We start from the raw sequence: 23,725 nt of genomic DNA, 5'->3' as shown, positions 1-23,725 counted from the left end.
GGCAGCCGCCGGGGGCCTCGTCGCGTCCCGGGGATCGGCCGGCCCGATCCTGCGGGTCCGGGGCATGATGGAGGGCATGACGACCGCACCCGGGCAGGCGCCCGTCGCCCCGCCGGTGCCGCCGCGCCACCCGCTCGATCCGGACCCGGCCCGGGCCACCAAGGCGAAGGCGGTCTTCGCGCTGGGCCTGATCGGCGCGCTGACCGGCCTGTTCGTCGGCGGCGTGGTGCCCGCCACGGTGGCGCTCCAGCTCGCCCGGCAGGCGCGTCGCGAGGCGTACGCGTCGGGGGGCTTCCTGACCGGCGCGGCCTGGCTGCGCCAGGGGGAGCGGCTGGCCTGGACGGGCCTGATCCTGGTCGCGGTCACCGTGGTGGCCGCGGTGGTGGTCGGGGTGGTCCGTCTCGCCGACGCGCCCTACGGGCAGGATTTCGCGCCGAACGTGGACTGACCGCCCGGGGGAACGGGTCCCGCCGGGAGTGGGCGGTCCGCCCGTCGGCGGTAGCCTGGCCCGGTGTCCGTCGCGCGGGCGGTGGACGCCGAGACGTCGACAGGAGGACCCGTGACGGAACCGGCGCGATTCCCGGGCAGCGACCCCGCGGCGCCCCCCGCCACGCACCCGGACGCCGCCCCGTCCGACGTGGGGCAGTGGGCGCGGCCCGACGCGGCTGCCCCGCCCGCCCCGACGGGATACCCGCCACCGCCCGCGGCCGGCGGCTGGGGCACGCCTCCGGCCCCGGGTCCTGGCACGCCTCCGGCCCCGGGTCCTGGCACGCCTCCGGCCCCGGGTCCTGGCACGCCTCCGGGCTCGGGTCCCGGCACGGGCCCCGGCTGGGGTGGCGGCTCCGCCTTCCCGGCCCGGACGCCTCCGCCGCCGCGGGAGCCGGGCCGGCCGCCGAAGCGGGTCGAGGCGGTCGCCGGCACGCCGTTCGGCGTGGTGCACCTGGACGTGCCCCCGGTCACCTCCGGCCTCGCCGTCGGTTCGCTGGTGGCCGGGATCGTCTCGATCCTCGTCGCGCTGCTGGTGGTCTGCCTCGGCGCGGTCGCCGGCATGGGTGGCGCCTGGGCAGCCGGGGCCTTCACCGTGCTGGGCGTGCTGGCGGGGGCGGGCGCGGTCGTCGCCGGCCTGATCGGGCTGCGGCAGATCCGCCGTGCGGCGCCGCCGCCGGCGGTCCGGTTCACCGGGCGGGGGCTGGCGGTGGCCGGCGTGAGCTGCGGCGGGGCGGGCCTGCTGCTCAGCCTGCTCGGGCTGGGGCTGGCGTTGCTGGTGGCGCTGGCGTGACACGGAACCGCGACGGCCGGGCGTGAGCGGGGCCGCCCCGGGGTCGACGGGTCGGTTCCTGGGGAAGCCGGTACACTTGTGACCGTAGGTGCCCATCACGGGCGGGCAGGCGCGACGGGTTCGATCGGCGGGCGGTGAGACGCTACGCCGGCCACTCCGTTTTGACCTGTGCGGTCGTGGTAGGTACTCTTTCCCCTTGTGCCCGGGCAAGCCCGGGCGACTCGTGCGTGCGCTGGATCCGGCGATCCGGAGATCGCGTGGGAGCACGACAAAGCCAAAGATCCGACGCGCGGCCTGCCGTGTGCCGGTGAAAGACCCCGGTCGACACGCGCGAGCGCCGACGCCGGGACCGTGAGCTGGGCGACACGCCCGACCGCGGGTGCCGGGACCTCCGCGAGGTGGCCCTGGTCGGAATGTAGGAGAGCCGGTCATCAGGTCGGCTACGGCAGAAGGCGCGGCCGCCACACAGCGGCCGAAGGGAGCGGAGAAGCCCGGTGCCCACCATTCAGCAGCTGGTCCGAAAGGGCCGTCAGGCCAAGACGACCAAGACCAAGACCCCGGCGCTCAAGGGGTCTCCCCAGCGTCGCGGCGTGTGCACCCGCGTGTACACCACCACCCCGAAGAAGCCGAACTCGGCGCTCCGCAAGGTCGCTCGTGTCAAGCTCAGCAGCCAGATCGAGGTGACCGCCTACATCCCGGGCGTCGGCCACAACCTGCAGGAGCACTCGATCGTGCTCGTCCGCGGCGGCCGTGTGAAGGACCTCCCGGGCGTGCGGTACAAGATCGTTCGCGGCTCGCTGGACACCCAGGGTGTCCGCAACCGCAAGCAGGCTCGCAGCCGTTACGGCGCGAAGAAGGAGAAGAGCTGAGATGCCGCGTAAGGGACCCGCTCCGCGGAAGCCGCTGGTCGCTGACCCGGTGTACAACTCGCCGCTGGTCACCCAGCTGGTGAACAAGATCCTGCTGCGCGGTAAGCGCCAGCTCGCCGAGCGCATCGTCTACGCGGCCCTCGAGGGCTGCCGCGAGAAGTCCGGCACCGACCCGGTCGTCACCCTCAAGCGGGCGATGGACAACGTCAAGCCGACCCTCGAGGTGCGCAGCCGCCGGGTCGGTGGCGCCACCTACCAGGTCCCGGTCGAGGTCCGCCCGGCCCGGGCGACCACCCTGGGCCTGCGCTGGCTGGTCACCTACTCCCGCGCCCGTCGCGAGAAGACCATGGTCGAGCGGCTGATGAACGAGCTGCTGGACGCGAGCAACGGCCTCGGTGCCGCCGTCAAGCGGCGCGAGGACACGCACAAGATGGCTGAGTCCAACAAGGCCTTCGCGCACTACCGCTGGTAACACCCTGGTTCCGGCGTCCGCGTGACGCCGGAACCGCCACCAGTTGTGTCGAGACGACGATAAGTAGGGATTGAAGTGGCCGCCGCAGACGCGCTCGCCAACGTACGCAACATCGGCATCATGGCCCACATCGATGCTGGTAAGACCACCACCACCGAGCGGATCCTGTTCTACACCGGTATCACGTACAAGATCGGCGAAACCCACGAGGGTGGCGCCGTGATGGACTGGATGGAACAGGAGCAGGAGCGCGGTATCACCATCACCTCCGCCGCCACCAAGTGCGAGTGGAAGGGCCACACGATCCAGATCATCGACACGCCCGGCCACGTCGACTTCACGGTCGAGGTCGAGCGGTCGCTGCGGGTGCTGGACGGTGCGGTCGCGGTCTACGACGGTGTCGCCGGCGTGGAGCCACAGACGGAGAACGTCTGGCGGCAGGCGGACAAGTACAACGTCCCCCGGATGTGCTTCGTCAACAAGCTCGACCGGACCGGCGCCGACTTCTTCCGCTGCGTGCAGATGATGATCGACCGGCTCAACGCCACCCCGCTCGTGCTCCAGATCCCGATCGGCGCCGAGTCCGACTTCATCGGCGTGGTCGACCTTATCGAGATGCGGGCGCTCACCTGGCGCGGCGAGACCCAGAAGGGTGAGGACTACACGGTCGAGGACATCCCGGCCGACCTCGCCGACTCGGCCGCCGAGTGGCGCGAGAAGCTGATGGAGACCCTGGCCGACGTCGACGACGCGGTGATGGAGAAGTACCTGGAGGGCGAGGAGATCTCCGTCGAGGAGATCAAGGCCGCCATCCGTCGGGCCACCATCGGCGGCAAGGCCAACCCGGTCCTCACCGGCACCGCCTTCAAGAACAAGGGCATCCAGCCGATGCTCGACGCCGTCGTCGCGTACCTGCCGTCGCCGCTGGACATCCCGGCGATCGAGGGCACGGCCACCGACGGCGAGACGCCGATGCAGCGCAAGCCGTCCAAGTCGGAGCCGTTCTCGGGCCTCGCCTTCAAGATCCAGACGGACAAGCACCTCGGCAAGCTCACCTACGTCCGGCTCTACTCCGGCACGCTCGAGTCCGGCTCCCAGGTGGTCAACTCCACCAAGGACCGCAAGGAGCGGATCGGCAAGATCTACCAGATGCACGCCAACAAGCGGGAAGAGCGCAGCTCGGCCCAGGCCGGCGACATCATCGCGGTGCAGGGTCTCAAGCAGACCACCACCGGTGACACCCTGTGCGACCCGGCGAACCCGGTCATCCTGGAGTCGATGACCTTCCCGGAGCCGGTCATCGAGGTCGCCATCGAGCCGAAGACCAAGGCCGACCAGGAGAAGCTCAGCACCGCCATCCAGCGGCTGGCCGAGGAGGACCCGACCTTCCGCGTCAAGCTGGACGACCAGACCGGCCAGACGGTCATCTCCGGCATGGGCGAGCTGCACCTGGACATCCTGGTCGACCGGATGCGCCGCGAGTTCAACGTCGAGGCGAACATCGGTAAGCCGCAGGTGGCGTACCGCGAGACCATCCGCCGCAAGGTGGAGAAGGTCGAGTACACCCACAAGAAGCAGACCGGTGGTTCCGGCCAGTACGCCCGGGTGATCATCAGCCTGGAGCCGCTGCCGCTGGGCAACGACGCCCCGACCTACGAGTTCGCCAACGCCGTGACCGGTGGCCGCATCCCCCGGGAGTTCATCCCGTCGGTGGACGCGGGCGCGCAGGACGCCATGCAGTACGGCATCCTCGCCGGCTTCCCCCTGGTGGGCGTCAAGCTCACCCTGGTGGACGGCCAGTACCACGAGGTCGACTCGTCGGAAATGGCATTCAAGATCGCCGGCTCGATGGCGATGAAGGAGGCGGCCCGCAAGGCCGACCCCGCGCTGCTCGAGCCGATGATGGCCGTTGAGGTCACCACTCCCGAGGAGAACATGGGTGACGTCATCGGCGACCTCAACTCCCGCCGTGGCATCATCCAGGCGATGGAGGAGCGCAGCGGCGCCCGCGTCGTCCGGGCCCTGGTGCCGTTGTCGGAGATGTTCGGCTACGTCGGCGACCTGCGGTCGAAGACCCAGGGCCGGGCTAGCTACAGCATGCAGTTCGACTCCTACGCCGAGGTTCCGGCCTCGGTCGCGAAGGAGATCATCGCCAAGGCGACGGGTGAGTGACCTCACCTGACGTGCTCCGATGATCCGGGGCGGTCGCGGGAGGGTGCTCCCCGCCCGCGGCCACCTCGGTCGGGATGCGTGAGACCGGGCCTGTAGGCTTCATCGCCGCAGAACCCACCAAAGCTCTCCGGCCGCCAGGCCGGAAAGGCTGTCGACAGAGTCCTAAGCGCCGACCGGCGCGCCGGGGCGAACGAACCAAGAAGTCCACAGGAGGACACCAGTGGCGAAGGCGAAGTTCGAGCGGACTAAGCCGCACGTCAACATCGGCACCATTGGTCACATCGACCACGGTAAGACGACGCTGACGGCGGCCATCACCAAGGTCCTGCACGACCAGTTCCCGGACCTCAACCCGTACACGCCGTTCGACGCGATCGACAAGGCGCCGGAGGAGAAGGCCCGCGGCATCACGATCTCCATCTCGCACGTCGAGTACCAGACCGAGGCGCGGCACTACGCACACGTCGACTGCCCCGGTCACGCCGACTACATCAAGAACATGATCACCGGTGCCGCGCAGATGGACGGCGCGATCCTGGTGGTCGCGGCGACCGACGGCCCGATGCCGCAGACCCGTGAGCACGTGCTGCTGGCCCGCCAGGTCGGCGTGCCGTACATCGTCGTGGCGCTCAACAAGAGCGACATGGTCGACGACGAGGAGCTCCTGGAGCTCGTCGAGCTCGAGGTCCGCGAGCTGCTCTCGTCGCAGGAGTACCCGGGTGACGACCTGCCGGTCGTCCGGGTCTCGGCGCTGAAGGCCCTCGAGGGTGACCCCGAGTGGACCGGCAAGCTGCTGGACCTGATGACCGCTGTCGACAACGCGATCCCGCAGCCGCAGCGCGAGACCGAGAAGCCGTTCCTGATGCCGATCGAGGACGTCTTCACGATCACCGGTCGTGGCACCGTCGTCACCGGTCGCGCGGAGCGCGGCGTGCTCAAGCCGAACGAGGAGGTGGAGATCGTCGGCATCCGCGAGAAGTCGATGAAGACCACCTGCACCGGCATCGAGATGTTCCGCAAGCTGCTCGACGAGGCCCGCGCGGGCGAGAACGTCGGTCTGCTGCTGCGTGGCATCAAGCGCGAGGACGTCGAGCGCGGCATGGTCGTCATCAAGCCGGGCACCACGACCCCGCACACGGAGTTCGAGGCGACGGTCTACATCCTCTCCAAGGAGGAGGGCGGCCGGCACACCCCGTTCTTCCAGAACTACCGTCCGCAGTTCTACTTCCGGACCACGGACGTCACCGGTGTCGTCACGCTCCCCGAGGGCACCGAGATGGTCATGCCGGGTGACAACACCACCATGACGGTGAAGCTGATCCAGCCCATCGCCATGGAGGAGAACCTCAAGTTCGCGATCCGCGAGGGTGGCCGCACCGTCGGCGCCGGGTTCGTCACCAAGATCATCAAGTGAGCTAGGTAACCCCGATTAGACCCGCCGCCGGTCGTGCGGCATACTAGTCAGGTTGCGTAACGACAGTTCGCTGCCCGTGTTCGGCTTTCGTCGAACCTCCGGGCTGCAGGACAGTCGGGCGTAGGGTGGTTGGCGGCCCGTCCGCCAACCACCCTCGCACGGCGTTCAGGTCGCGGTAGTGCGATCGACGCCTTGACCCACCGCGCGGTCAGAATCGCTCCGGAGTCCCGGGGCGGAGCCTGGCCCGAGGGCGCGACACGCCCGACCGCGGGGGTCGGCGAAGTGGGCCTGTACCAGCCGGTACAGGCGCCCGCAACACAGCGGCATCGAGAGAAGGAACAGAAGCCACCATGGCGGGACAGAAGATCCGCATCCGGCTCAAGGCCTATGACCACGAGGTCGTCGACTCCTCGGCTCGGAAGATCGTCGAGACGGTGACGCGTACCGGGGCGCAGGTCGCAGGCCCGGTGCCGCTGCCCACGGAGATCAACCGTTTCTGCGTTATCCGCTCGCCGCACAAGTACAAGGACTCGCGCGAGCACTTCGAGATGCGCACGCACAAGCGGCTGATCGACATCATCGACCCGACCCCGAAGACGGTCGACTCGCTCATGCGCCTCGACCTGCCGGCTGGCGTCGACATCGAGATCAAGCTGTAGGGACCGGACAAATGGACAGGCAAGTCAAGGGGATCCTGGGCGCAAAGCTCGGCATGACCCAGGTCTGGGACAACAACCGTGTTGTCCCGGTGACCGTGGTTCAGGCCGGCCCGTGCGTCATCAGCCAGGTTCGTAGCGCCGAGAAGGACGGTTACTCCGCGGTCCAGCTGGCGTACGGCACGATCGACCCGCGCAAGGTCAAGAAGCCGATCAGCGGGCACTACGCGAAGGCCGACGTCGCGCCGCGCCGGCACATCGTCGAGCTGCGCACCGCCGACGCGGCGGAGTACTCGCTCGGCCAGGAGATCACGGTCGAGGAGTTCCCGGCCGGTGTCTCGATCGACGTGACCGGCAAGACCAAGGGCAAGGGCTACGCCGGCCCGATGAAGCGTCACGGCTTCCACGGTCTGCGCGCCAGCCACGGTGTCGAGCGCAAGCACCGCTCGCCGGGCTCCATCGGCGCCTGCGCCACCCCGGGTCGTGTCTTCAAGGGCACCCGGATGGCCGGCCGGATGGGTGGCGTGCGCTACACCGTCCAGAACCTGACCGTCCAGGCGGTCGACACCGAGAACAACCTCCTGCTCGTCCGCGGCGCCATTCCCGGCCCCAAGGGCGCGCTGGTCCTGGTCCGCACCGCGGCCAAGACCAAGGTGAAGAAGGGCGGTGTGGCCAAGTGACCACCGTTGACGTCCTCTCCGTCGAAGGCAACAAGAGCGGCTCCGTCGAGCTGCCCGCCGACATCTTCGACGTCCAGGCCAACGTCGCGCTGATGCACCAGGTCGTGGTGGCCCAGCTCGCGGCGGCCCGGCAGGGCACGCACAAGGCCAAGACCCGCGGCGAGGTCGCCGGTGGCGGCAAGAAGCCGTACAAGCAGAAGGGCACCGGTCGTGCCCGGCAGGGCTCGATCCGCGCGCCGCAGTTCGCCGGCGGTGGCGTGGTGCACGGTCCCGTGCCGCGCGACTACAGCCAGCGCACCCCGAAGAAGATGAAGGCCGCCGCCCTGCGTGGCGCCCTGTCGGACCGGGCCCGCGCCGGGCAGGTGCACGTCGTCGAGGCGTTCGTCTCGGGCGAGAAGCCGTCGACCAAGGCCGCCCTGGCCACGCTGGCCAAGCTGACCGACGCCCGCCGGGTGCTGGTCGTGCTGAGCAGCACCGACGAGCTGAACTGGGTGTCGCTGCGCAACGAGCCGCGGGTGCACCTGATCGAAGCCGGCCAGCTCAACACGTACGACGTGCTGGTGGCCGACGACGTGGTCTTCACGAAGGACGCCCTGGACGAGTTCCTCGGTGTTCCCGCCGAGACCACCGAGGAGGGTGGCAAGTGAGCACGATCGCCGACCCGCGCGACATCATCGTGGCGCCGGTCGTCTCGGAGAAGAGCTACAGCGAGCTGAACCGCAACTGGTACACCTTCCTGGTGCACCCGGACGCGAACAAGACCGAGATCAAGATCGCTATCCAGCAGATCTTCAACGTCCGCGTCCTGACGGTCAACACGCTCAACCGCGAGGGCAAGCGCAAGCGGACCCGCACCGGGTTCGGCAAGCGCAAGGACACCAAGCGGGCGATGGTGAAGCTGGCTGACGGTGACCGTATCGAGGCCTTCGGCGGCCCGGTCAGCTGAGGGGTGTAGACAATGGCTATCCGTAAGTACAAGCCGACGACGCCGGGCCGGCGTGGCTCGAGCGTCGCCGACTTCGCCGAGATCACCCGGTCGACGCCCGAGAAGTCGCTGCTGGCTCCGCTGCCGAAGAAGGGCGGACGCAACGCCCACGGCCGGATCACCACGCGGCACCACGGTGGCGGTCACAAGCGCCAGTACCGTCTGATCGACTTCAAGCGGGTCGACAAGGACGGCGTGCCGGCGAAGGTCGCCCACATCGAGTACGACCCGAACCGCACCGCGCGCATCGCGCTGCTGCACTACGCCGACGGCGAGAAGCGCTACATCCTCGCGCCGAAGGACCTGAAGCAGGGCGACGCGGTCGAGTCCGGTCCGGGCGCCGACATCAAGCCGGGCAACAACCTGCCGCTGCGCAACATCCCGGTCGGTACCACCATCCACAACGTGGAGCTGCGCCCGGGCGGCGGCGCCAAGCTGGCCCGCTCGGCCGGCGTCGGCATCCAGCTGCTCGGCCGCGAGGGCGCGTACGCGACCCTGCGCATGCCGTCCGGTGAGATCCGGCGGGTCGACGTCCGCTGCCGCGCCAGCATCGGCGAGATCGGCAACGCCGACCAGTCGAACATCAACTGGGGCAAGGCCGGCCGTATGCGGTGGAAGGGCAAGCGCCCGACCGTCCGTGGTGTCGCGATGAACCCGGTCGACCACCCGCACGGTGGTGGTGAGGGTAAGACCTCCGGCGGTCGCCACCCGGTCAACCCGCAGGGTAAGCCCGAGGGCCGCACCCGTCGTAAGGGCCAGCCGAGTGACCGGCTGATCGTCCGCCGCCGCTACGCCACGCGTAAGCGCGGCTGAGGGAGATAAGACATGCCTCGCAGCCTGAAGAAGGGCCCGTTCGTCGACGACCACCTGCTCAAGAAGGTGGAGACGCAGAACGACAAGGGCTCGAAGAACGTCATCAAGACCTGGTCGCGGCGCTCGACGATCATCCCGGAGATGCTGGGTCACACGATCGCCGTGCACGACGGACGCAAGCACGTCCCGGTGTTCGTGACCGAGGCGATGGTCGGGCACAAGCTCGGCGAGTTCGCGCTGACCCGCACGTTCAAGGGTCACGAGAAGGACGACCGGAAGAGCCGTCGGCGCTGACGCCGCGGGCATACGGATAGAGGAACAAGGGGTTACAGCGATGCCAGGAAAGGGCGACGCTCCGGTGCTTCCGGGCGCGCGGGCGGTTGCGCGGCACGTGCGCATCTCGCCGATGAAGGCGCGCCGGGTGGTCAACCTCGTCCGCGGCCTGCCCGCGAAGGAGGCGCTCACGGTGCTGCAGTTCGCGCCGCAGGCTGCGAGCGAGCAGGTGTACAAGGTGCTCGCGAGCGCGATCGCCAACGCGGAGAACAACGAGCGGCTGGACCCCGACGCGCTGCTCGTCAGCGAGGCGTACGTGGACGAGGGCCCGACCATGAAGCGGTTCCAGCCGCGGGCGCAGGGCCGGGCGTACCGGATCCGCAAGCGCACCTGCCACATCACCGTCGCGGTCGAGGCCGTGGCGCCGGCCGCGGCGAAGAAGGCGGCCCCGGCGAAGCAGGCGGAGCCGGCTGAGACGCAGAGCAAGACGGAGGGCGCCGAGTAATGGGTCAGAAGGTTCACCCGCACGGGTTCCGGCTCGGCATCTCGACCGACTGGAAGTCCCGCTGGTTCGCGGACAAGCTCTACAAGGACTACATCGGCGAGGACGTCAAGATCCGCCGCATGATGTCCAAGGGCCTCGAGCGTGCCGGCATCTCCAAGGTCGACATCGAGCGCACCCGGGACCGGGTCCGCGTCGACATCCACACCGCCCGGCCGGGCATCGTCATCGGCCGCAAGGGTGCGGAGGCCGACCGGATCCGTGGCGAGCTCGAGAAGCTGACCGGCAAGCAGGTCCAGCTGAACATCATCGAGGTGAAGAGCCCCGAGTCGGACGCGCAGCTCGTCGCCCAGGGCGTCGCCGAGCAGCTGTCCAGCCGGGTCAGCTTCCGTCGGGCGATGCGCAAGGCCATGCAGTCCGCGATGAAGAACCCGGTCTGCAAGGGCATCCGGGTCCAGGTCTCGGGCCGTCTCGGCGGCGCCGAGATGAGCCGGACCGAGTTCTACCGCGAGGGCCGGGTCCCGCTGCACACGCTGCGGGCCAACATCGAGTACGGCTTCTTCGAGGCCCGTACCACCTTCGGCCGGATCGGCGTGAAGGTCTGGATCTACAAGGGCGACGCGGTGCCGGGTCGGGAGACCCCGGCCGAGGCTCCGTCGCGCCCGCGCCGTGAGCGCGGCGACCGCCCCGAGCGGCCGCGCCGTGGTCGGTCCGGCTCGTCCGGCACGACCGCCGGCGGCACCGAGACCGGCCGGGCCGCCGCGACCACCATCGCGCAGCAGGCCGAGACGCCGAGTGGTGACGCGGTGGATCCCGCCGCCGTCTCCGCCGCGGCAGAAACGCAGCAGGAGGGCTGACAGATGCTGATGCCGCGCAAGCCCCCGAAGGGCTTCCGCAAGCCGCACCACCCGGACCGCCACGGCGCGTCCAAGGGTGGTAACCGGGTGGTGTTCGGCGAGTTCGGGATCCAGGCTCTCGAGCCGGCGTACGTGACCAACCGCCAGATCGAGTCGGCCCGTATCGCGATGACCCGCCACATCAAGCGTGGTGGCAAGGTCTGGATCACGATCTTCCCGGACCAGGCCCTCACCAAGAAGCCGGCCGAGACCCGGATGGGTTCCGGTAAGGGTTCGCCCGAGTGGTGGGTCGCCAACGTGAAGCCGGGGCGGGTCCTCTTCGAGATGTCCTTCCCCAACGAGCAGATCGCGCGAGAGGCGATGCGTCGCGCGATCCACAAGCTCCCGATGAAGTGCCGCATTGTTACGCGCGAAGTGGGTGAATCCTGATGGCAGCGGGCGTTAAGGCCTCCGAGCTGCGTGAGCTCTCCGAGGAGGAGCTGGTCACGAAGCTGCGCGAGGCCAAGGCGGAGCTGTTCAACCTCCGCGTGCAGGCCGCAACCGGGCAGCTGGACAACAACCGGCGGCTGCAGGTCATCCGTCGGGAGATCGCCCGGATCTACACGATCATGCGTGAGCGCGAGCTGGGTCTCTCGGCCGCGCCGACTGAGGTGACTGCATCATGAGCGAGAACACCACCGCCGCCGCGCGGGCCCGCCGCAAGGTGCGTGAGGGCCTCGTGGTCAGCGACAAGATGGAAAAGACCGTCGTCGTCGAGGTCGAGGACCGGGTCAAGCACGCGCTGTACGGCAAGATCATGCGCCGTACCAGCAAGCTGAAGGTGCACGACGAGCAGAACACCGCCGGCATCGGTGACCGGGTCCTGATCATGGAGACCCGGCCGCTGTCCGCCACCAAGCGGTGGCGGCTCGTGGAGATCCTGGAAAAGGCCAAGTAGCGAAGGCTCAAGCTCGCCCGGCGTCAGTCGGGCGCGGGTTCCGCCAGGCTCCGGCCGCCTCGCGCGGCCGGAGAACCGGCAGACATAGGAGATAGACGTGATTCAGCAGGAGTCGCGACTGCGCGTCGCCGACAACACGGGTGCTCGGGAGATCCTGTGCATCCGGGTTCTCGGTGGCTCCGGTCGGCGCTACGCGAGCATCGGCGACGTCATCGTGGCCACCGTCAAGGACGCGATCCCGGGTGCCGGTGTGAAGAAGGGCGATGTCGTCAAGGCTGTCGTCGTTCGCACCGCCAAGGAGAAGCGGCGGCCGGACGGTTCGTACATCCGCTTCGACGAGAACGCCGCCGTCATCATCAAGGACGGCGGGGACCCGCGCGGCACCCGTATCTTCGGCCCGGTGGGTCGGGAGCTGCGGGACAAGCGGTTCATGAAGATCATCTCTCTCGCGCCGGAGGTGTTGTGACCGTGAAGGTCAAGAAGGGCGACACGGTCGTCGTCATCGCCGGCAAGGACAAGGGTGCCAAGGGCAAGGTCATCGCGGCCTACCCGCGGCAGGACAAGGTCCTGGTCGAGGGCGTGAACCGGGTCAAGAAGCACACCCGCATCAGCACCACCCAGCGTGGCGCCAAGACCGGTGGCATCGTCACCCAGGAGGCCCCGATCCACGTCTCGAACGTGCAGGTCCTGGACTCCGACGGCAAGCCGACCCGCGTCGGTTACCGGATCGACGAAAACGGCCAGAAGGTCCGCATCGCGCGTAGCACCGGTAAGGACCTGTGATGACCACGGCTACCGAAACCAAGACCATGCCGCGCCTCAAGGAGCGGTACCGCAACGAGATCGTGGCCCAGCTGCAGGAGCAGCACAAGTACGGCAACCCGATGCAGGTGCCGCGGCTGGTCAAGATCGTCGTCAACATGGGTGTCGGCGAGGCCGCCCGGGACGCCAAGCTGATCGACGGCGCCGTCCGGGACCTGGCCACCATCACCGGCCAGAAGCCGCAGGTGCGGCGGGCGACCAAGTCCATCGCGCAGTTCAAGCTCCGCGAGGGCATGCCGATCGGCGCGAAGGTGACCCTCCGCGGCGACCGGATGTGGGAGTTCCTGGACCGGCTGCTGTCGATCGCGCTGCCGCGTATCCGCGACTTCCGCGGTCTCGACGGGCGCAAGCTCGACGGGCACGGCAACTACACGTTCGGTCTGACCGAGCAGTCGGTGTTCCACGAGATCGACCAGGACAAGATCGATCGGCAGCGGGGCATGGACATCACGGTGGTCACCACCGCCACGACCGACGACGAGGGCCGGGCGCTGCTCAAGCTCCTGGGCTTCCCGTTCAAGGAGAACTGAGATGGCCAAGAAGGCGCTGATCCTCAAGGCGGCCGCGAAGCCGAAGTTCTCGGTTCGCGCGTACACCCGCTGCCAGCGGTGCGGGCGTCCCAAGGCGGTCTACCGCAAGTTCGGTCTCTGCCGGGTGTGCATCCGGGAGATGGCCCACCGCGGTGAGCTGCCCGGCGTGTCCAAGGCTTCCTGGTAATAGCTATTGCTCTTCGCCGTAGGCCCGGGGCTCACCGCCCCGGGAACCCCGGCGAGAAAGGCTGACGAATTCCATGACGATGACCGACCCGATCGCAGACATGCTCACGCGTCTGCGTAACGCCAACCAGGCGTACCACGACCGGGTGACGATGCCCTACTCGAAGATCAAGGCGAACATCGCCGAGGTCCTCAAGGCCGAGGGTTACATCGCCACCTGGTCGGTCGAGGAGCCCGAGGAGGGCGCCGTCGGCAAGCGACTGGTCGTCGAGCTGAAGTACGGCCAGAACCGGGAGCGGAGCCTGGCCGGCATCAAGCGCGTGTCCAAGCCCGGTCTGCGGGTTTACGCCAAGTCGGACGGGCTCCCGCGGGTGCTCGGCGGGCTGGGCGTGGCGATCATTTCGACGTCCCAGGGGCTGCTCACCGACCGGCAGGCCCGCAAGCGGAGCGTTGGCGGGGAAGTCCTCGCCTTCGTCTGGTAACGGGAGACAGGTAGAAATGTCGCGTATTGGACGTAAGTCGATCCCGGTGCCAGCCGGCGTCGACATCACGATCGACGGGCAGACCGTCAAGGTCAAGGGCCCGAAGGGCGAGCTCTCGCACACCCTGGCCGAGCCGATCACGATCGACCGGGCCGAGGACGGGCAGCTGAACGTCAACCGCCCGAACGACGAGCGCAAGGCCAAGGAACTGCACGGCCTCAGCCGTACCCTGGTCGCCAACATGATCGTCGGCGTCACCGAGGGGTACCGCAAGAGCCTGGAGATCGCCGGCACCGGTTACCGCGTGACCGCCAAGGGCAAGGACCTGGAGTTCGCGCTCGGGTTCTCGCACCCCGTGCTGGTTCCGGCGCCGGACGGCATCACCTTCACGGTGGAGAAGCCGACGCTGTTCCACGTGGCCGGCATCGACAAGCAGCTCGTCGGTGAGGTTGCCGCCAACATCCGGAAGATCCGCCCGCCGGAGCCCTACAAGGGCAAGGGCGTGAAGTACCAGGGCGAGGTCATCCGCCGCAAGGCTGGAAAGGCAGGTAAGAAGTGAGCGCCACGCTGCTCAAGCGCCGCCGCGGCGTCGCCGCCAAGCGTGCCGTCGGGCGTGCGCGCCGGCACTTCCGGGTCCGCAAGAACATCAGCGGCACCGCCGAGCGTCCCCGCCTCGTGGTCACCCGCTCCCTGCGGCACATCGTCGCCCAGATCGTGGACGACACCAAGGGTCACACCCTGGCGTCGGCCTCGACCCTGGACGCCTCGCTGCGCGGCTCGGAGGGCGACAAGAGCGCCCTGGCCGGCAAGGTCGGCGCCCTGCTCGCCGAGCGGGCCAAGGCCGCCGGCATCTCCAAGGTCGTCTTCGACCGCGGTGGCAACCGGTACGCGGGGCGGGTCGCCGCGCTTGCCGACGCCGCCCGCGAAGCCGGGCTCGAGTTCTAGAAACCCCGTCACGAGAGAGAAGGAAGGCTGCTGATGCCAGGTCAACAGCGCCGTGGCGGCGGGTCCGGTGGCAACGAGGGTGGTCGCCGCGACAACCGCCGTGAGGGCGGCCGCGGAAACGCGCCCGTCGAGAAGACCCCGCACCTCGAGCGGGTCGTCGCGATCAACCGCGTCGCCAAGGTCGTGAAGGGTGGTCGTCGCTTCAGCTTCACCGCCCTGGTGATCGTGGGCGACGGCGACGGCACCGTCGGTGTGGGCTACGGAAAGGCCAAGGAGGTGCCCGCGGCGATCGCCAAGGGTGTCGAGGAGGCCAAGAAGCACTTCTTCAAGGTGCCGCGGATCGGCGCCTCGATCCCGCACCCGGTGCAGGGCGAGGACGCCGCCGGCGTGGTGCTGCTCAAGCCGGCCTCGGCCGGTACGGGTGTCATCGCCGGTGGTCCGGTGCGTGCCGTGCTGGAGTGCGCGGGTATCCACGACGTGCTCTCCAAGAGCCTCGGCTCGTCGAACCCGATCAACATCGTGCACGCCACGGTGGCGGCGCTGAAGGGGCTCGAGTCCCCCGAGGCCGTCGCCGCCCGTCGTGGCCTGCCGGTCGAGGACGTCGCGCCGGCCGCCATGCTGGCGTCGCGGGCGGGGGTGGCTTCCTGATGGCTCGCCTGAAGGTCACCCAGGTCCGGTCCGAGATCGGGACCAAGCAGAACCAGCGTGATTCGCTGCGCTCGCTCGGTCTCAAGCGGATCAACGACGTGGTGGTCAAGGAGGACCGTCCGGAGATCCGCGGCATGATCTTCGCGGTCAACCACCTCGTGAAGGTCGAGGAGGTCGAGTAATGACGATCAAGGTCCACCACCTGCGCCCGGCGCCCGGTGCCAAGACCGCGAAGACCCGCGTGGGTCGCGGTGAGGGCTCGAAGGGCAAGACCGCCGGTCGCGGTACCAAGGGTTCCAAGGCCCGCAAGAACATCTCGGCGGCGTTCGAGGGTGGGCAGATGCCCATCCACATGCGCCTGCCGAAGATGAAGGGCTTCAAGAACAAGTTCAAGGTGGTCTTCCAGGTGGTCAACCTGGACCGGCTCGCCGAGCTGTTCCCGAACGGCGGCCAGGTCGGCCCGCTGGAGCTCGTCGAGGCCGGCGCGGTCCGCAAGGGCCAGCCGGTCAAGGTCCTCGGCACCGGGGACCTCGGCGGGGTCGCCCTCCAGGTGTCGGCGCACGCGTTCAGCGCGTCGGCCAAGGAGAAGATCGCCGCCGCCGGTGGCACCGTCACCGAGCTGTAAGAGCTGTACGACACATGGCGCCCGCTCAGTTGTCCCAACTGGGCGGGCGCCATGGTCTCCCCGGCACGTGTGCGCCGGGTAACATCGGATTCGGTTTATGTAGCCGGGCACATCTGCCCGGACGGGGATCGGGCTGTTAGAGTCCCTTCCCAGCTATGGATATCGGGCACTCGCCCGGCACCCACCCCGACCCGCCCGGGTTCACCGGCGGCCCGCCGCGCGCAGGAGGAAGAAGTTGCTGTCCGCCTTTCTCAGTGCGTTCCGTACGCCTGACCTGCGCAAGAAGCTGCTGTTCACAGTAGGCATCATCGCGGTCTACCGGCTCGGGGCTACGCTGCCCAGCCCGGGTGTCTCGTACGGCAACGTGCAGAAGTGCCTCGACACCCTGGAGAACGGCTCCACCGGGGTCCTCAACCTGCTCAACCTCTTCTCCGGCGGCGCGCTGCTGCAGCTCTCGGTCTTCGCGCTGGGCATCATGCCCTACATCACCGCGTCGATCATCCTGCAGCTGCTGACCGTGGTCATCCCGCGGCTCGAGCAGCTCCGCAAGGAGGGCCAGGCCGGCCAGGCGAAGATCACCCAGTACACCCGCTACCTGACGCTGGGCCTGGGCGTCCTCCAGGCGTCGGCGTTCGTGGCGCTGGCCCGCTCCGGGCAGCTGTTCCAGAACCAGTGCGACCAGTTCCCGATCATCCCCGAGGGCACCGGGATCCCGGACTGGCTGACGCTGTCCCTCCTCGTCATGACGATGACCGCCGGCACCGGCGTGGTGATGTGGCTCGGTGAGCTGATCACCGACCGGGGCGTCGGCAACGGCATGTCCGTCCTGATCTTCACCTCGATCGCGGCTCGGCTCCCCAGCGAGGGCTGGCAGATCAAGCAGACCGGCGGCTGGGGCAAGTTCATCCTCGTCATCGCGCTGGTCCTGGTGGTCATCACCGCGGTCACCTTCATCGAGCAGGCGCAGCGCCGGATCCCGGTGCAGTACGCCAAGCGGATGATCGGCCGGCGCATGTACGGCGGCACCTCGACCTACATCCCGCTGAAGGTCAACCAGGCGGGTGTCATCCCGGTCATCTTCGGCTCGTCGCTGCTTTACCTGCCCCAGCTGGCGCTGCAGTTCTTCGACCAGACCAACCCGGGCAAGACCCAGGCGTGGATCCAGAACAACCTGGTCGACCCGACCAGCCCGATCTACATCTCGGTCTACTTCCTGCTGATCATCTTCTTCACGTACTTCTACGTCTCGATCACGTTCAACCCGACCGAGGTCGCGGACAACATGAAGAAGTACGGCGGCTTCGTGCCGGGCATCCGCCCCGGCAAGCCGACCGCCGACTACCTCGACTTCATCCTCAGCCGGATCACCCTGCCGGGCGCCCTCTACCTGGGCATCATCTCGATCCTGCCGAACTTCTTCTTCATCTGGCTGGACAAGCAGCAGTACCTGAACTTCCCGTTCGGCGGCACCGCTGTCCTGATCATGGTCGGCGTCGGTCTGGAGACCACCAAGCAGATCGAGAGCCAACTCATGCAGCGGAACTACGAAGGGTTCCTGCGGTAGATGAGACTCGTTCTGGTTGGCCCGCCGGGTGCGGGCAAGGGTACGCAGGCCGAGTTCATCGCCGCGCACCTCTCGGTCCCGAAGATCTCGACCGGTGACATCTTCCGGTCGAACGTCTCCCAGGGCACGCCCCTGGGGATCGAGGCGAAGCGCTACATGGACGCCGGCGAGCTGGTGCCCGACGAGGTCACGATCAACATGGTGCGGGACCGGCTCGCCGAGCCGGACGCCGCCGAGGGCTTCCTGCTCGACGGCTTCCCGCGCACCACGCCGCAGGCCGCCGCGCTGGACAAGCTCCTCGCCGACCTGGGCACCGCGCTCGACCTGGTGCTGGAACTCGTCGTCGACGACGACGAGGTGATCCGGCGGCTCTCCGGCCGGCGTACGTGCCGGGGCTGCGGCAAGATCTGGCACGTCGAGTTCGACGCGACCACCCGCGAGGGCATCTGCGACCGGTGCGGCGCCGAGCTGTTCCAGCGCGACGACGACAAGCCGGAGACCATCGCCACCCGCCTGCGGGAGTACGCGGACAAGACCGCGCCGCTGGTCGACTACTACGGCGCCCAGGGCAAGCTGGTGGGCATCGACGCCACCGGCCCGGTGGAGGACGTCACGCTCCGCGCCATCGACGCCCTGCGGTCGTACGGCGGCTGACGTCCCGCCGGGCTCCGGCGGATAGAGTGCGAGGAGCGGGGTACGTCCGACGTGCCCCGCTCTTCGGCTTCGGCAACGAAAGGTAACGGCTCCATGCGTCGTCCCCAGCTGGACATCCAGCTGAAGACCCCTGACCAGATCGAGAAGATGCGGGCCGCCGGGCTGGTGGTCGCCGAGGCGCTGCGTCGGATGCGGGAGGCGGTCGCCCCCGGGGTCAGCACCGCCGACCTGGACGCCATCGCCGAGTCGACCATCCGCGAGGCCGGTGCCGTCCCCTCGTTCAAGGGCTACCACGGCTTCCCGGCATCGATCTGCTCGTCGGTGAACGAGCAGGTCGTGCACGCCATCCCGGCGCCGCAGCAGGTGCTCCGCGACGGGGACCTGATCTCGATCGACTGCGGCGCGGTGCTCGACGGCTGGCACGGCGACGCCGCGATCACGGTCGGCGTGGGCGAGGTCGACCCGGCGCTGCTCAAGATGGCCGAGGTGGCCGAGGACGCCATGTGGGCGGGCATCGCCGCCGCCGCCCGCGGGGCGGCCAGCGGCAAGGGCCGGCTCACCGACATCTCGCACGCCGTCGAGAACGCCGTCCGCAAGGGCGGCCGGTACGGCATCGTCGACGGTTACGGCGGCCACGGCATCGGCACCGAGATGCACCAGGACCCGCACGTGCTCAACCACGGACGCCCGGGCAAGGGCCCCCGCCTGGTGCCGGGCATGGCGCTGGCGATCGAGCCGATGATCACGATGGGCTCGCCCCGGACGGTGGAGCTCTCCGACGGCTGGACCGTGGTCACCCGGGACCGGTCGATGGCGGTGCACGTCGAGCACACCATGGCGCTGCTCCCGGACGGCGTCTGGGTGCTGACCGCGCCGGACGGCGGTCGCGCCCGGCTCGGCGAACTCGTCACCTCCCGCCAGCCCGCCGACTCGCCGGCCGTCTGACCCGAGGAGGGTCGGCCGGAGCCGCCCGCGCGGACGAGTGGTCGCTGAGGGCGTACGGGAAGCGGACGGCCCTCGTCCACCGACCCGCCGGCGCCCGCCGTCCCCGCGGCGCGGGAGGTCGCGACGCCGGCGGGCCCTGTCCCGTTCCTGGTCGAGGCGCCCGCCCGACCGGAACGCCGGGCGGGTGACCTGGACGCCCGATTGTCGCCTTTCGGGTGGTCCGACGCTCCCGAGGGTGGCCGGTTTGGCGACGGCCCGCAGGCGGGCGTACACTTTCTGATCGGCGCACAGCGTCCACTCCGGCATGCCCACCCCGCGCTTCGGTGGGAGTCGGAGCCGCGGCTGGCGCGGGCACCCTGATCTTGATCAGTCGCCCGTGTAAGACGTTGTGGGCCGTCCGGAGCAACCGACGTCAGGACAGCGGAGGACATGCCGAAAAAAGACGGAGCCATCGAGATCGAGGGTCGGGTCATCGAGCCCCTGCCGAACGCAATGTTCCGCGTGGAGCTCGCGAACGGCCACAAGGTGCTGGCTCACATCAGCGGCAAGATGCGGCAGCACTACATCCGCATCCTGCCGGAGGACCGGGTCGTCGTCGAACTCTCGCCGTACGACCTGACCCGCGGGCGCATCGTCTACCGCTACAAGTAAGCCTGACGACGGCCGGGACGTCCCCGTGTCCGTCTTCGACGTCCGGTGTCGCGCCTCGGCGCGTCGTCGGGCCAGATGGGAAGTAAGGCAACCGTGAAGGTCAAGCCGAGCGTCAAGAGGATCTGCAACAAGTGCCGGGTCATCCGCCGGCACGGCCGGGTCATGGTCATCTGCACCGACCCGCGCCACAAGCAGCGCCAGGGCTGAACCAGTTCCGACCGGCCGTGTGACAACGGTCGGTCGTAATCGGTCCGGGCCGCGGATCCAGACAACGAATCAATTGCTCGTCCCAGCCGCGGGCGGTGCGCGTCGCGTACCTCTTCGTGGTTGACCCCCGGTCGGAGGCCGGGGCCCGCTCGGGCAGCGACCGTTTCCGGTCGCCGGCGCACGACGCCGGAGGAGGAACGGTCGGTAGCGGGATGGGACGGGTCCACACCTCCGCCAGAACACCACGAGGAGCACGCCCGCACATGGCACGTCTAGTCGGCGTCGACCTCCCCCGCGAGAAGCGGATGGAGATCGCGCTCACCTACATCTTCGGCGTGGGTCGGACCCGCGCCCTGGAGACGCTCGCCGCCACCGGCATCTCGCCGGACAAGCGCGCCCGGGACCTCACGGACGAGGAGCTGGTCCAGCTCCGCGACCACATCGAGGCCAACTACAAGGTTGAAGGCGACCTGCGCCGCGAGGTCGCCGCTGACATCCGCCGCAAGGTCGAGATCGGCTGCTACGCCGGCATCCGGCACCGCCGGGGTCTGCCCGTGCGTGGCCAGCGGACCCGGACCAACGCGCGGACCCGCAAGGGCCCGAAGCGGACCGTGGCCGGCAAGAAGAAGCCCGGCAAGAAGTAAATAGGAGCGCACAGACTTATGCCACCGAAGGCTCGTGCCGGAGCCGCTGTCAAGAAGGTCCGGCGCAAGGAACGCAAGAACGTCGCCCACGGGCAGGCGCACATCAAGAGCACCTTCAACAACACCATCGTGTCCATCACGGACCCGACCGGTGCGGTCATCTCCTGGGCCTCCGCGGGCCAGGTGGGCTTCAAGGGCTCCCGCAAGTCGACCCCGTTCGCCGCGCAGCTCGCCGCCGAGGCCGCCGCGCGCCGGGCGATGGAGCACGGCATGCGCAAGGTCGACGTGTTCGTCAAGGGCCCCGGCTCCGGCCGGGAGACCGCCATCCGTTCGCTGCAGGCCGTGGGCCTGGAGGTCGGTCAGATCTCCGACGTGACCCCGCAGCCGCACAACGGGTGCCGTCCGCCGAAGCGTCGCCGGGTCTGAGAGGTTAGAGAGAGATGGCTCGTTACACCGGTGCTGACTGCCGCCGTTGCCGGCGGGAGAAGATGAAGCTGTTCCTCAAGGGCAGCAAGTGCGATGGCCCGAAGTGCCCGTTCGAGTCCCGGCCGTTCCCGCCCGGGCAGCACGGCCGCGGCCGCACGAAGGAGACGGAGTACCTGCTCCAGCTCCGTGAGAAGCAGAAGGCCCGCCGTGTCTACGGCGTGCTGGAGAAGCAGTTCCGCGGTTACTACGAGGAGGCCGTGGCCAAGCAGGCCAAGACCGGTGAGGTTCTCCTGCAGATCCTCGAGTCGCGGCTGGACAACGTGGTCTACCGGGCCGGCTACGCCAAGTCCCGGGACATGGCCCGTCAGCTGGTCAAGCACGGTCACTTCACGGTGAACGGCAAGAAGGTCGACATCCCGTCGTACCGCGTCAAGGAGCACGACATCATCGAGGTCCGGGGCAAGAGCAAGGAGCTCACCCCGTTCATCGTGGCGCAGGCCGAGGCCGGCTCGCGGTCGGTTCCGGCGTGGCTCGAGGCGATCCCCAGCCAGATGAAGATCCTCGTGCACTCGCTCCCGGCCCGCCAGGTCATCGACACGCAGGTCCAGGAGCAGCTGATCGTCGAGCTCTACTCCAAGTAGTCGGAGCTCGTTGCGGTGGCCCGCCCGACACGGGCGGGCCACCGGAACAGTTTGTCGTGGGCGTCATATGGCGGGCGCCCCGGAAGAGAAGAGAAGACATGCTCATCAGCCAGCGACCGACCCTCTCCGAGGAGTCGATCAACGAGACCCGGTCCCGGTTCACCATCGAGCCGCTGGAGCCGGGCTTCGGCTACACCCTGGGCAACTCGCTGCGGCGTACGCTGCTGTCGTCGATCCCGGGTGCGGCGGTCACCTCGATCAAGATCGACGGTGTGCTGCACGAGTTCACCACGATCCCCGGTGTCAAGGAGGACGTGGTCGAGCTCGTCATGAACATCAAGGAGCTCTGCGTCAGCTCCGAGCACGACGAGCCGGTCAGCATGTACCTGCGCAAGCAGGGCCCCGGCGACGTGACCGCGGGTGACATCCAGCCGCCGGCCGGCGTTTCGGTGCACAACCCCGACCTGAAGCTCGCCACCCTCAACGGCAAGGGCCGGCTCGACATGGAGCTGACCGTCGAGCGGGGCCGCGGCTACGTCACGGCGGCGCAGAACAAGCAGGCCGGCGCCGAGATCGGCCGGATCCCGGTCGACTCGATCTACTCGCCCGTGCTCAAGGTGACCTACCGCGTCGAGGCGACCCGTGTCGAGCAGCGGACGGACTTCGACCGGCTGATCATCGACGTCGAGACCAAGCCGTCGATGGGCCCGCGTACCGCGCTGGCCTCGGCCGGCTCGACGCTGGTGGAGCTGTTCGGTCTGGCCCGGGAGCTGGACGAGACCGCCGAGGGCATCGACATCGGGCCGTCCCCGCAGGACGCCCAGCTCGCGGCGGACCTGGCGCTGCCGATCGAGGAGCTGGACCTGACCGTCCGCTCCTACAACTGCCTCAAGCGCGAGGGCATCAACTCCGTTGGTGAGCTCATCGGGCGTACCGAGGCCGACCTCCTCGACATCCGCAACTTCGGTCAGAAGTCGATCGACGAGGTCAAGATGAAGCTCGCCGGGATGGGTCTGGGGCTGAAGGACTCGGCCCCGAACTTCGACCCGGCGCACGTCGTGGACACCTTCGGCGAGGCCGACTACGACACCGACGACTACCGCGAGACCGAGCAGCTCTAGTCCGCGCTGCCGCCACACCTGAGGAGCACCAAGCATGCCCACGCCCACCAAGGGCCCCCGCCTCGGCGGCAGCCCCGCGCACGAACGGCTGATGCTGGCCAACCTGGCCACCGCGCTGTTCCAGCACGGCAAGATCCAGACCACCGAGACGAAGGCCCGGCGGCTGCGTCCGCTGGCCGAGCAGCTCATCACCAAGGCCAAGCGCGGCGACCTGGCGTCCCGCCGGCGGGTGCTGGGCGTCGTCAAGGACAAGGACGTGGTCTACGCCCTGTTCGACCAGATCGCGCCCCGGTACGCCAACCGCAACGGCGGCTACACCCGGATCGTGAAGACCGGTCCGCGCAAGGGTGACGCCGCGCCGATGGCGATCATCGAGCTGGTCGAGGAGCTTCAGGTCGCCGAGCCGAAGGCGAACAAGAAGACCGCCGCCCGCAAGGCCGCGCAGCAGGACAAGGTCGAGGCGCTCGCCCCGGCCGAGGAGGCCCCGAAGTCGAACTCGGGCGACCAGGACGCCGAGGCGCCCGTGTCGGCGTCCGGCGACACCGCCGCCGCCCGCGAGGACAGCGACGAGGCCGGCGAGAACGACAAGGCCTGATCCAGGCCACCGTCGGGGGCGGGGCCCCCCCGGGGGGGGGGGGGGGGCGGGCGCGGGGGGGGGGGGGGGGGTGGGGGTGGCGGCCCCGCGGGGGTGGGTGGGGGGGGAGAGGGAGCCCGCGAGGGAGGCG

The 23,725-nt window shown here is 69.0% G+C and carries 37 protein-coding genes; all 37 read left to right on the top strand.

Annotated features, from left to right (window positions below):
- Positions 1 to 76 precede the first annotated feature (76 nt).
- The 37 genes from ABT006_RS29100 (at position 77) to rplQ (ending at position 23,595) form a co-directional block, all read left to right on the top strand.
- Entirely contained in the window at positions 77 to 448 is a 372-nt protein-coding gene (locus ABT006_RS29100; protein WP_350711545.1) for a hypothetical protein, read from the top strand.
- 483 nt (positions 449 to 931) lie between these two features.
- The gene (locus ABT006_RS29095) at positions 932 to 1,279 is read left to right on the top strand and encodes a hypothetical protein (RefSeq protein WP_350711544.1); all 348 of its coding nucleotides are present in this window, start codon (positions 932 to 934) and stop codon (positions 1,277 to 1,279) included.
- A 494-nt stretch (positions 1,280 to 1,773) separates the two neighbouring features.
- Positions 1,774 to 2,148: a 30S ribosomal protein S12 gene (rpsL, locus tag ABT006_RS29090; protein ID WP_007465318.1), complete on the top strand. Its 375-nt coding sequence runs from the start codon at positions 1,774 to 1,776 to the stop codon at positions 2,146 to 2,148.
- 1 nt (position 2,149) lies between these two features.
- Complete coding sequence (gene rpsG / locus ABT006_RS29085) at positions 2,150 to 2,620, top strand: 30S ribosomal protein S7 (protein ID WP_013735957.1); 471 nt, start codon at positions 2,150 to 2,152, stop codon at positions 2,618 to 2,620.
- A gap of 75 nt (positions 2,621 to 2,695) precedes the next feature.
- The gene (gene fusA, locus ABT006_RS29080) at positions 2,696 to 4,792 is read left to right on the top strand and encodes an elongation factor G (RefSeq protein ID WP_350711542.1); all 2,097 of its coding nucleotides are present in this window, start codon (positions 2,696 to 2,698) and stop codon (positions 4,790 to 4,792) included.
- A gap of 220 nt (positions 4,793 to 5,012) precedes the next feature.
- Positions 5,013 to 6,206, top strand: a complete 1,194-nt coding sequence (gene tuf / locus ABT006_RS29075; protein ID WP_350711540.1) for an elongation factor Tu — start codon at positions 5,013 to 5,015, stop codon at positions 6,204 to 6,206.
- A 350-nt stretch (positions 6,207 to 6,556) separates the two neighbouring features.
- Positions 6,557 to 6,865, top strand: coding sequence for a 30S ribosomal protein S10 (rpsJ, locus tag ABT006_RS29070; RefSeq protein ID WP_007073037.1), 309 nt, complete (start codon positions 6,557 to 6,559; stop codon positions 6,863 to 6,865).
- 11 nt (positions 6,866 to 6,876) lie between these two features.
- Positions 6,877 to 7,542 (top strand): 50S ribosomal protein L3, encoded by a 666-nt coding sequence (gene rplC, locus ABT006_RS29065; RefSeq protein ID WP_350711538.1) that lies wholly within the window; start codon positions 6,877 to 6,879, stop codon positions 7,540 to 7,542.
- The gene (gene rplD, locus ABT006_RS29060) at positions 7,539 to 8,189 is read left to right on the top strand and encodes a 50S ribosomal protein L4 (RefSeq protein ID WP_350681998.1); all 651 of its coding nucleotides are present in this window, start codon (positions 7,539 to 7,541) and stop codon (positions 8,187 to 8,189) included. Before rplC ends, rplD begins: the two co-directional genes overlap by 4 nt.
- Positions 8,186 to 8,488, top strand: coding sequence for a 50S ribosomal protein L23 (gene rplW, locus ABT006_RS29055; RefSeq protein WP_076466668.1), 303 nt, complete (start codon positions 8,186 to 8,188; stop codon positions 8,486 to 8,488). Before rplD ends, rplW begins: the two co-directional genes overlap by 4 nt.
- Positions 8,489 to 8,500: 12 nt before the next feature.
- On the top strand, positions 8,501 to 9,340 hold the full coding sequence (gene rplB, locus ABT006_RS29050) for a 50S ribosomal protein L2 (RefSeq protein WP_091570064.1): 840 nt from the start codon (positions 8,501 to 8,503) through the stop codon (positions 9,338 to 9,340).
- A 12-nt stretch (positions 9,341 to 9,352) separates the two neighbouring features.
- On the top strand, positions 9,353 to 9,634 hold the full coding sequence (gene rpsS / locus ABT006_RS29045) for a 30S ribosomal protein S19 (protein ID WP_007073032.1): 282 nt from the start codon (positions 9,353 to 9,355) through the stop codon (positions 9,632 to 9,634).
- Positions 9,635 to 9,674: 40 nt separating this feature from the next.
- Entirely contained in the window at positions 9,675 to 10,118 is a 444-nt protein-coding gene (rplV, locus tag ABT006_RS29040; RefSeq protein WP_350711537.1) for a 50S ribosomal protein L22, read from the top strand.
- Entirely contained in the window at positions 10,118 to 10,972 is an 855-nt protein-coding gene (gene rpsC, locus ABT006_RS29035) for a 30S ribosomal protein S3 (protein WP_350711535.1), read from the top strand. The genes rplV and rpsC overlap by 1 nt, the downstream gene beginning before the upstream one ends.
- Positions 10,973 to 10,975: 3 nt before the next feature.
- Entirely contained in the window at positions 10,976 to 11,401 is a 426-nt protein-coding gene (gene rplP / locus ABT006_RS29030) for a 50S ribosomal protein L16 (RefSeq protein WP_073834927.1), read from the top strand.
- Positions 11,401 to 11,637 carry a 50S ribosomal protein L29 gene (rpmC, locus tag ABT006_RS29025; protein WP_007073028.1) on the top strand — a complete coding sequence of 79 codons (237 nt, stop codon included), beginning with the start codon at positions 11,401 to 11,403 and terminating at the stop codon, positions 11,635 to 11,637. Before rplP ends, rpmC begins: the two co-directional genes overlap by 1 nt.
- On the top strand, positions 11,634 to 11,909 hold the full coding sequence (gene rpsQ / locus ABT006_RS29020) for a 30S ribosomal protein S17 (RefSeq protein WP_088998356.1): 276 nt from the start codon (positions 11,634 to 11,636) through the stop codon (positions 11,907 to 11,909). Before rpmC ends, rpsQ begins: the two co-directional genes overlap by 4 nt.
- Positions 11,910 to 12,006: 97 nt before the next feature.
- On the top strand, positions 12,007 to 12,375 hold the full coding sequence (gene rplN, locus ABT006_RS29015) for a 50S ribosomal protein L14 (RefSeq protein ID WP_007073026.1): 369 nt from the start codon (positions 12,007 to 12,009) through the stop codon (positions 12,373 to 12,375).
- A complete protein-coding gene (rplX, locus tag ABT006_RS29010; protein ID WP_172896341.1) occupies positions 12,372 to 12,692 on the top strand; it encodes a 50S ribosomal protein L24 in 321 nt (106 codons plus the stop codon). The genes rplN and rplX overlap by 4 nt, the downstream gene beginning before the upstream one ends.
- Positions 12,692 to 13,261, top strand: a complete 570-nt coding sequence (gene rplE, locus ABT006_RS29005; protein WP_350681992.1) for a 50S ribosomal protein L5 — start codon at positions 12,692 to 12,694, stop codon at positions 13,259 to 13,261. The genes rplX and rplE overlap by 1 nt, the downstream gene beginning before the upstream one ends.
- Before the next feature lies 1 nt (position 13,262).
- Entirely contained in the window at positions 13,263 to 13,448 is a 186-nt protein-coding gene (locus ABT006_RS29000) for a type Z 30S ribosomal protein S14 (RefSeq protein WP_007073023.1), read from the top strand.
- Between the two features lie 73 nt (positions 13,449 to 13,521).
- Entirely contained in the window at positions 13,522 to 13,929 is a 408-nt protein-coding gene (gene rpsH, locus ABT006_RS28995) for a 30S ribosomal protein S8 (protein ID WP_013288624.1), read from the top strand.
- Between the two features lie 16 nt (positions 13,930 to 13,945).
- Positions 13,946 to 14,488: a 50S ribosomal protein L6 gene (gene rplF, locus ABT006_RS28990; RefSeq protein ID WP_350711533.1), complete on the top strand. Its 543-nt coding sequence runs from the start codon at positions 13,946 to 13,948 to the stop codon at positions 14,486 to 14,488.
- Positions 14,485 to 14,874, top strand: a complete 390-nt coding sequence (rplR, locus tag ABT006_RS28985; protein ID WP_091102576.1) for a 50S ribosomal protein L18 — start codon at positions 14,485 to 14,487, stop codon at positions 14,872 to 14,874. Before rplF ends, rplR begins: the two co-directional genes overlap by 4 nt.
- 33 nt (positions 14,875 to 14,907) lie before the next feature.
- On the top strand, positions 14,908 to 15,522 hold the full coding sequence (rpsE, locus tag ABT006_RS28980) for a 30S ribosomal protein S5 (protein ID WP_067359624.1): 615 nt from the start codon (positions 14,908 to 14,910) through the stop codon (positions 15,520 to 15,522).
- Complete coding sequence (gene rpmD, locus ABT006_RS28975; protein ID WP_007073018.1) at positions 15,522 to 15,704, top strand: 50S ribosomal protein L30; 183 nt, start codon at positions 15,522 to 15,524, stop codon at positions 15,702 to 15,704. The genes rpsE and rpmD overlap by 1 nt, the downstream gene beginning before the upstream one ends.
- Complete coding sequence (gene rplO, locus ABT006_RS28970) at positions 15,704 to 16,147, top strand: 50S ribosomal protein L15 (protein ID WP_350711532.1); 444 nt, start codon at positions 15,704 to 15,706, stop codon at positions 16,145 to 16,147. Before rpmD ends, rplO begins: the two co-directional genes overlap by 1 nt.
- Before the next feature lie 235 nt (positions 16,148 to 16,382).
- The gene (gene secY / locus ABT006_RS28965; RefSeq protein WP_350711530.1) at positions 16,383 to 17,711 is read left to right on the top strand and encodes a preprotein translocase subunit SecY; all 1,329 of its coding nucleotides are present in this window, start codon (positions 16,383 to 16,385) and stop codon (positions 17,709 to 17,711) included.
- Complete coding sequence (locus tag ABT006_RS28960; RefSeq protein WP_350711529.1) at positions 17,712 to 18,365, top strand: adenylate kinase; 654 nt, start codon at positions 17,712 to 17,714, stop codon at positions 18,363 to 18,365.
- A gap of 93 nt (positions 18,366 to 18,458) precedes the next feature.
- Entirely contained in the window at positions 18,459 to 19,310 is an 852-nt protein-coding gene (gene map / locus ABT006_RS28955) for a type I methionyl aminopeptidase (RefSeq protein ID WP_350711527.1), read from the top strand.
- A gap of 429 nt (positions 19,311 to 19,739) precedes the next feature.
- On the top strand, positions 19,740 to 19,961 hold the full coding sequence (gene infA, locus ABT006_RS28950) for a translation initiation factor IF-1 (RefSeq protein WP_007073013.1): 222 nt from the start codon (positions 19,740 to 19,742) through the stop codon (positions 19,959 to 19,961).
- Between the two features lie 93 nt (positions 19,962 to 20,054).
- On the top strand, positions 20,055 to 20,168 hold the full coding sequence (gene rpmJ / locus ABT006_RS28945; protein ID WP_012184307.1) for a 50S ribosomal protein L36: 114 nt from the start codon (positions 20,055 to 20,057) through the stop codon (positions 20,166 to 20,168).
- A gap of 263 nt (positions 20,169 to 20,431) precedes the next feature.
- On the top strand, positions 20,432 to 20,812 hold the full coding sequence (gene rpsM / locus ABT006_RS28940; RefSeq protein ID WP_007073012.1) for a 30S ribosomal protein S13: 381 nt from the start codon (positions 20,432 to 20,434) through the stop codon (positions 20,810 to 20,812).
- An 18-nt stretch (positions 20,813 to 20,830) separates the two neighbouring features.
- Positions 20,831 to 21,238 carry a 30S ribosomal protein S11 gene (gene rpsK, locus ABT006_RS28935; protein WP_007073011.1) on the top strand — a complete coding sequence of 136 codons (408 nt, stop codon included), beginning with the start codon at positions 20,831 to 20,833 and terminating at the stop codon, positions 21,236 to 21,238.
- 14 nt (positions 21,239 to 21,252) lie between these two features.
- A complete protein-coding gene (rpsD, locus tag ABT006_RS28930) occupies positions 21,253 to 21,879 on the top strand; it encodes a 30S ribosomal protein S4 (RefSeq protein ID WP_350711525.1) in 627 nt (208 codons plus the stop codon).
- A 98-nt stretch (positions 21,880 to 21,977) separates the two neighbouring features.
- Positions 21,978 to 23,000, top strand: a complete 1,023-nt coding sequence (locus ABT006_RS28925) for a DNA-directed RNA polymerase subunit alpha (RefSeq protein WP_091079335.1) — start codon at positions 21,978 to 21,980, stop codon at positions 22,998 to 23,000.
- A gap of 34 nt (positions 23,001 to 23,034) precedes the next feature.
- Positions 23,035 to 23,595, top strand: a complete 561-nt coding sequence (gene rplQ / locus ABT006_RS28920; RefSeq protein WP_350711523.1) for a 50S ribosomal protein L17 — start codon at positions 23,035 to 23,037, stop codon at positions 23,593 to 23,595.
- Positions 23,596 to 23,725: the final 130 nt, after the last annotated feature.

This window comes from Micromonospora sp. NPDC002717, assembly GCF_040295705.1.
In the GTDB taxonomy this organism is placed as follows: Bacteria; Actinomycetota; Actinomycetes; order Mycobacteriales; family Micromonosporaceae; genus Micromonospora.
Note: the sequence above shows the minus strand (reverse complement) of the source record. Positions and strands in the feature narration are given on the sequence as shown.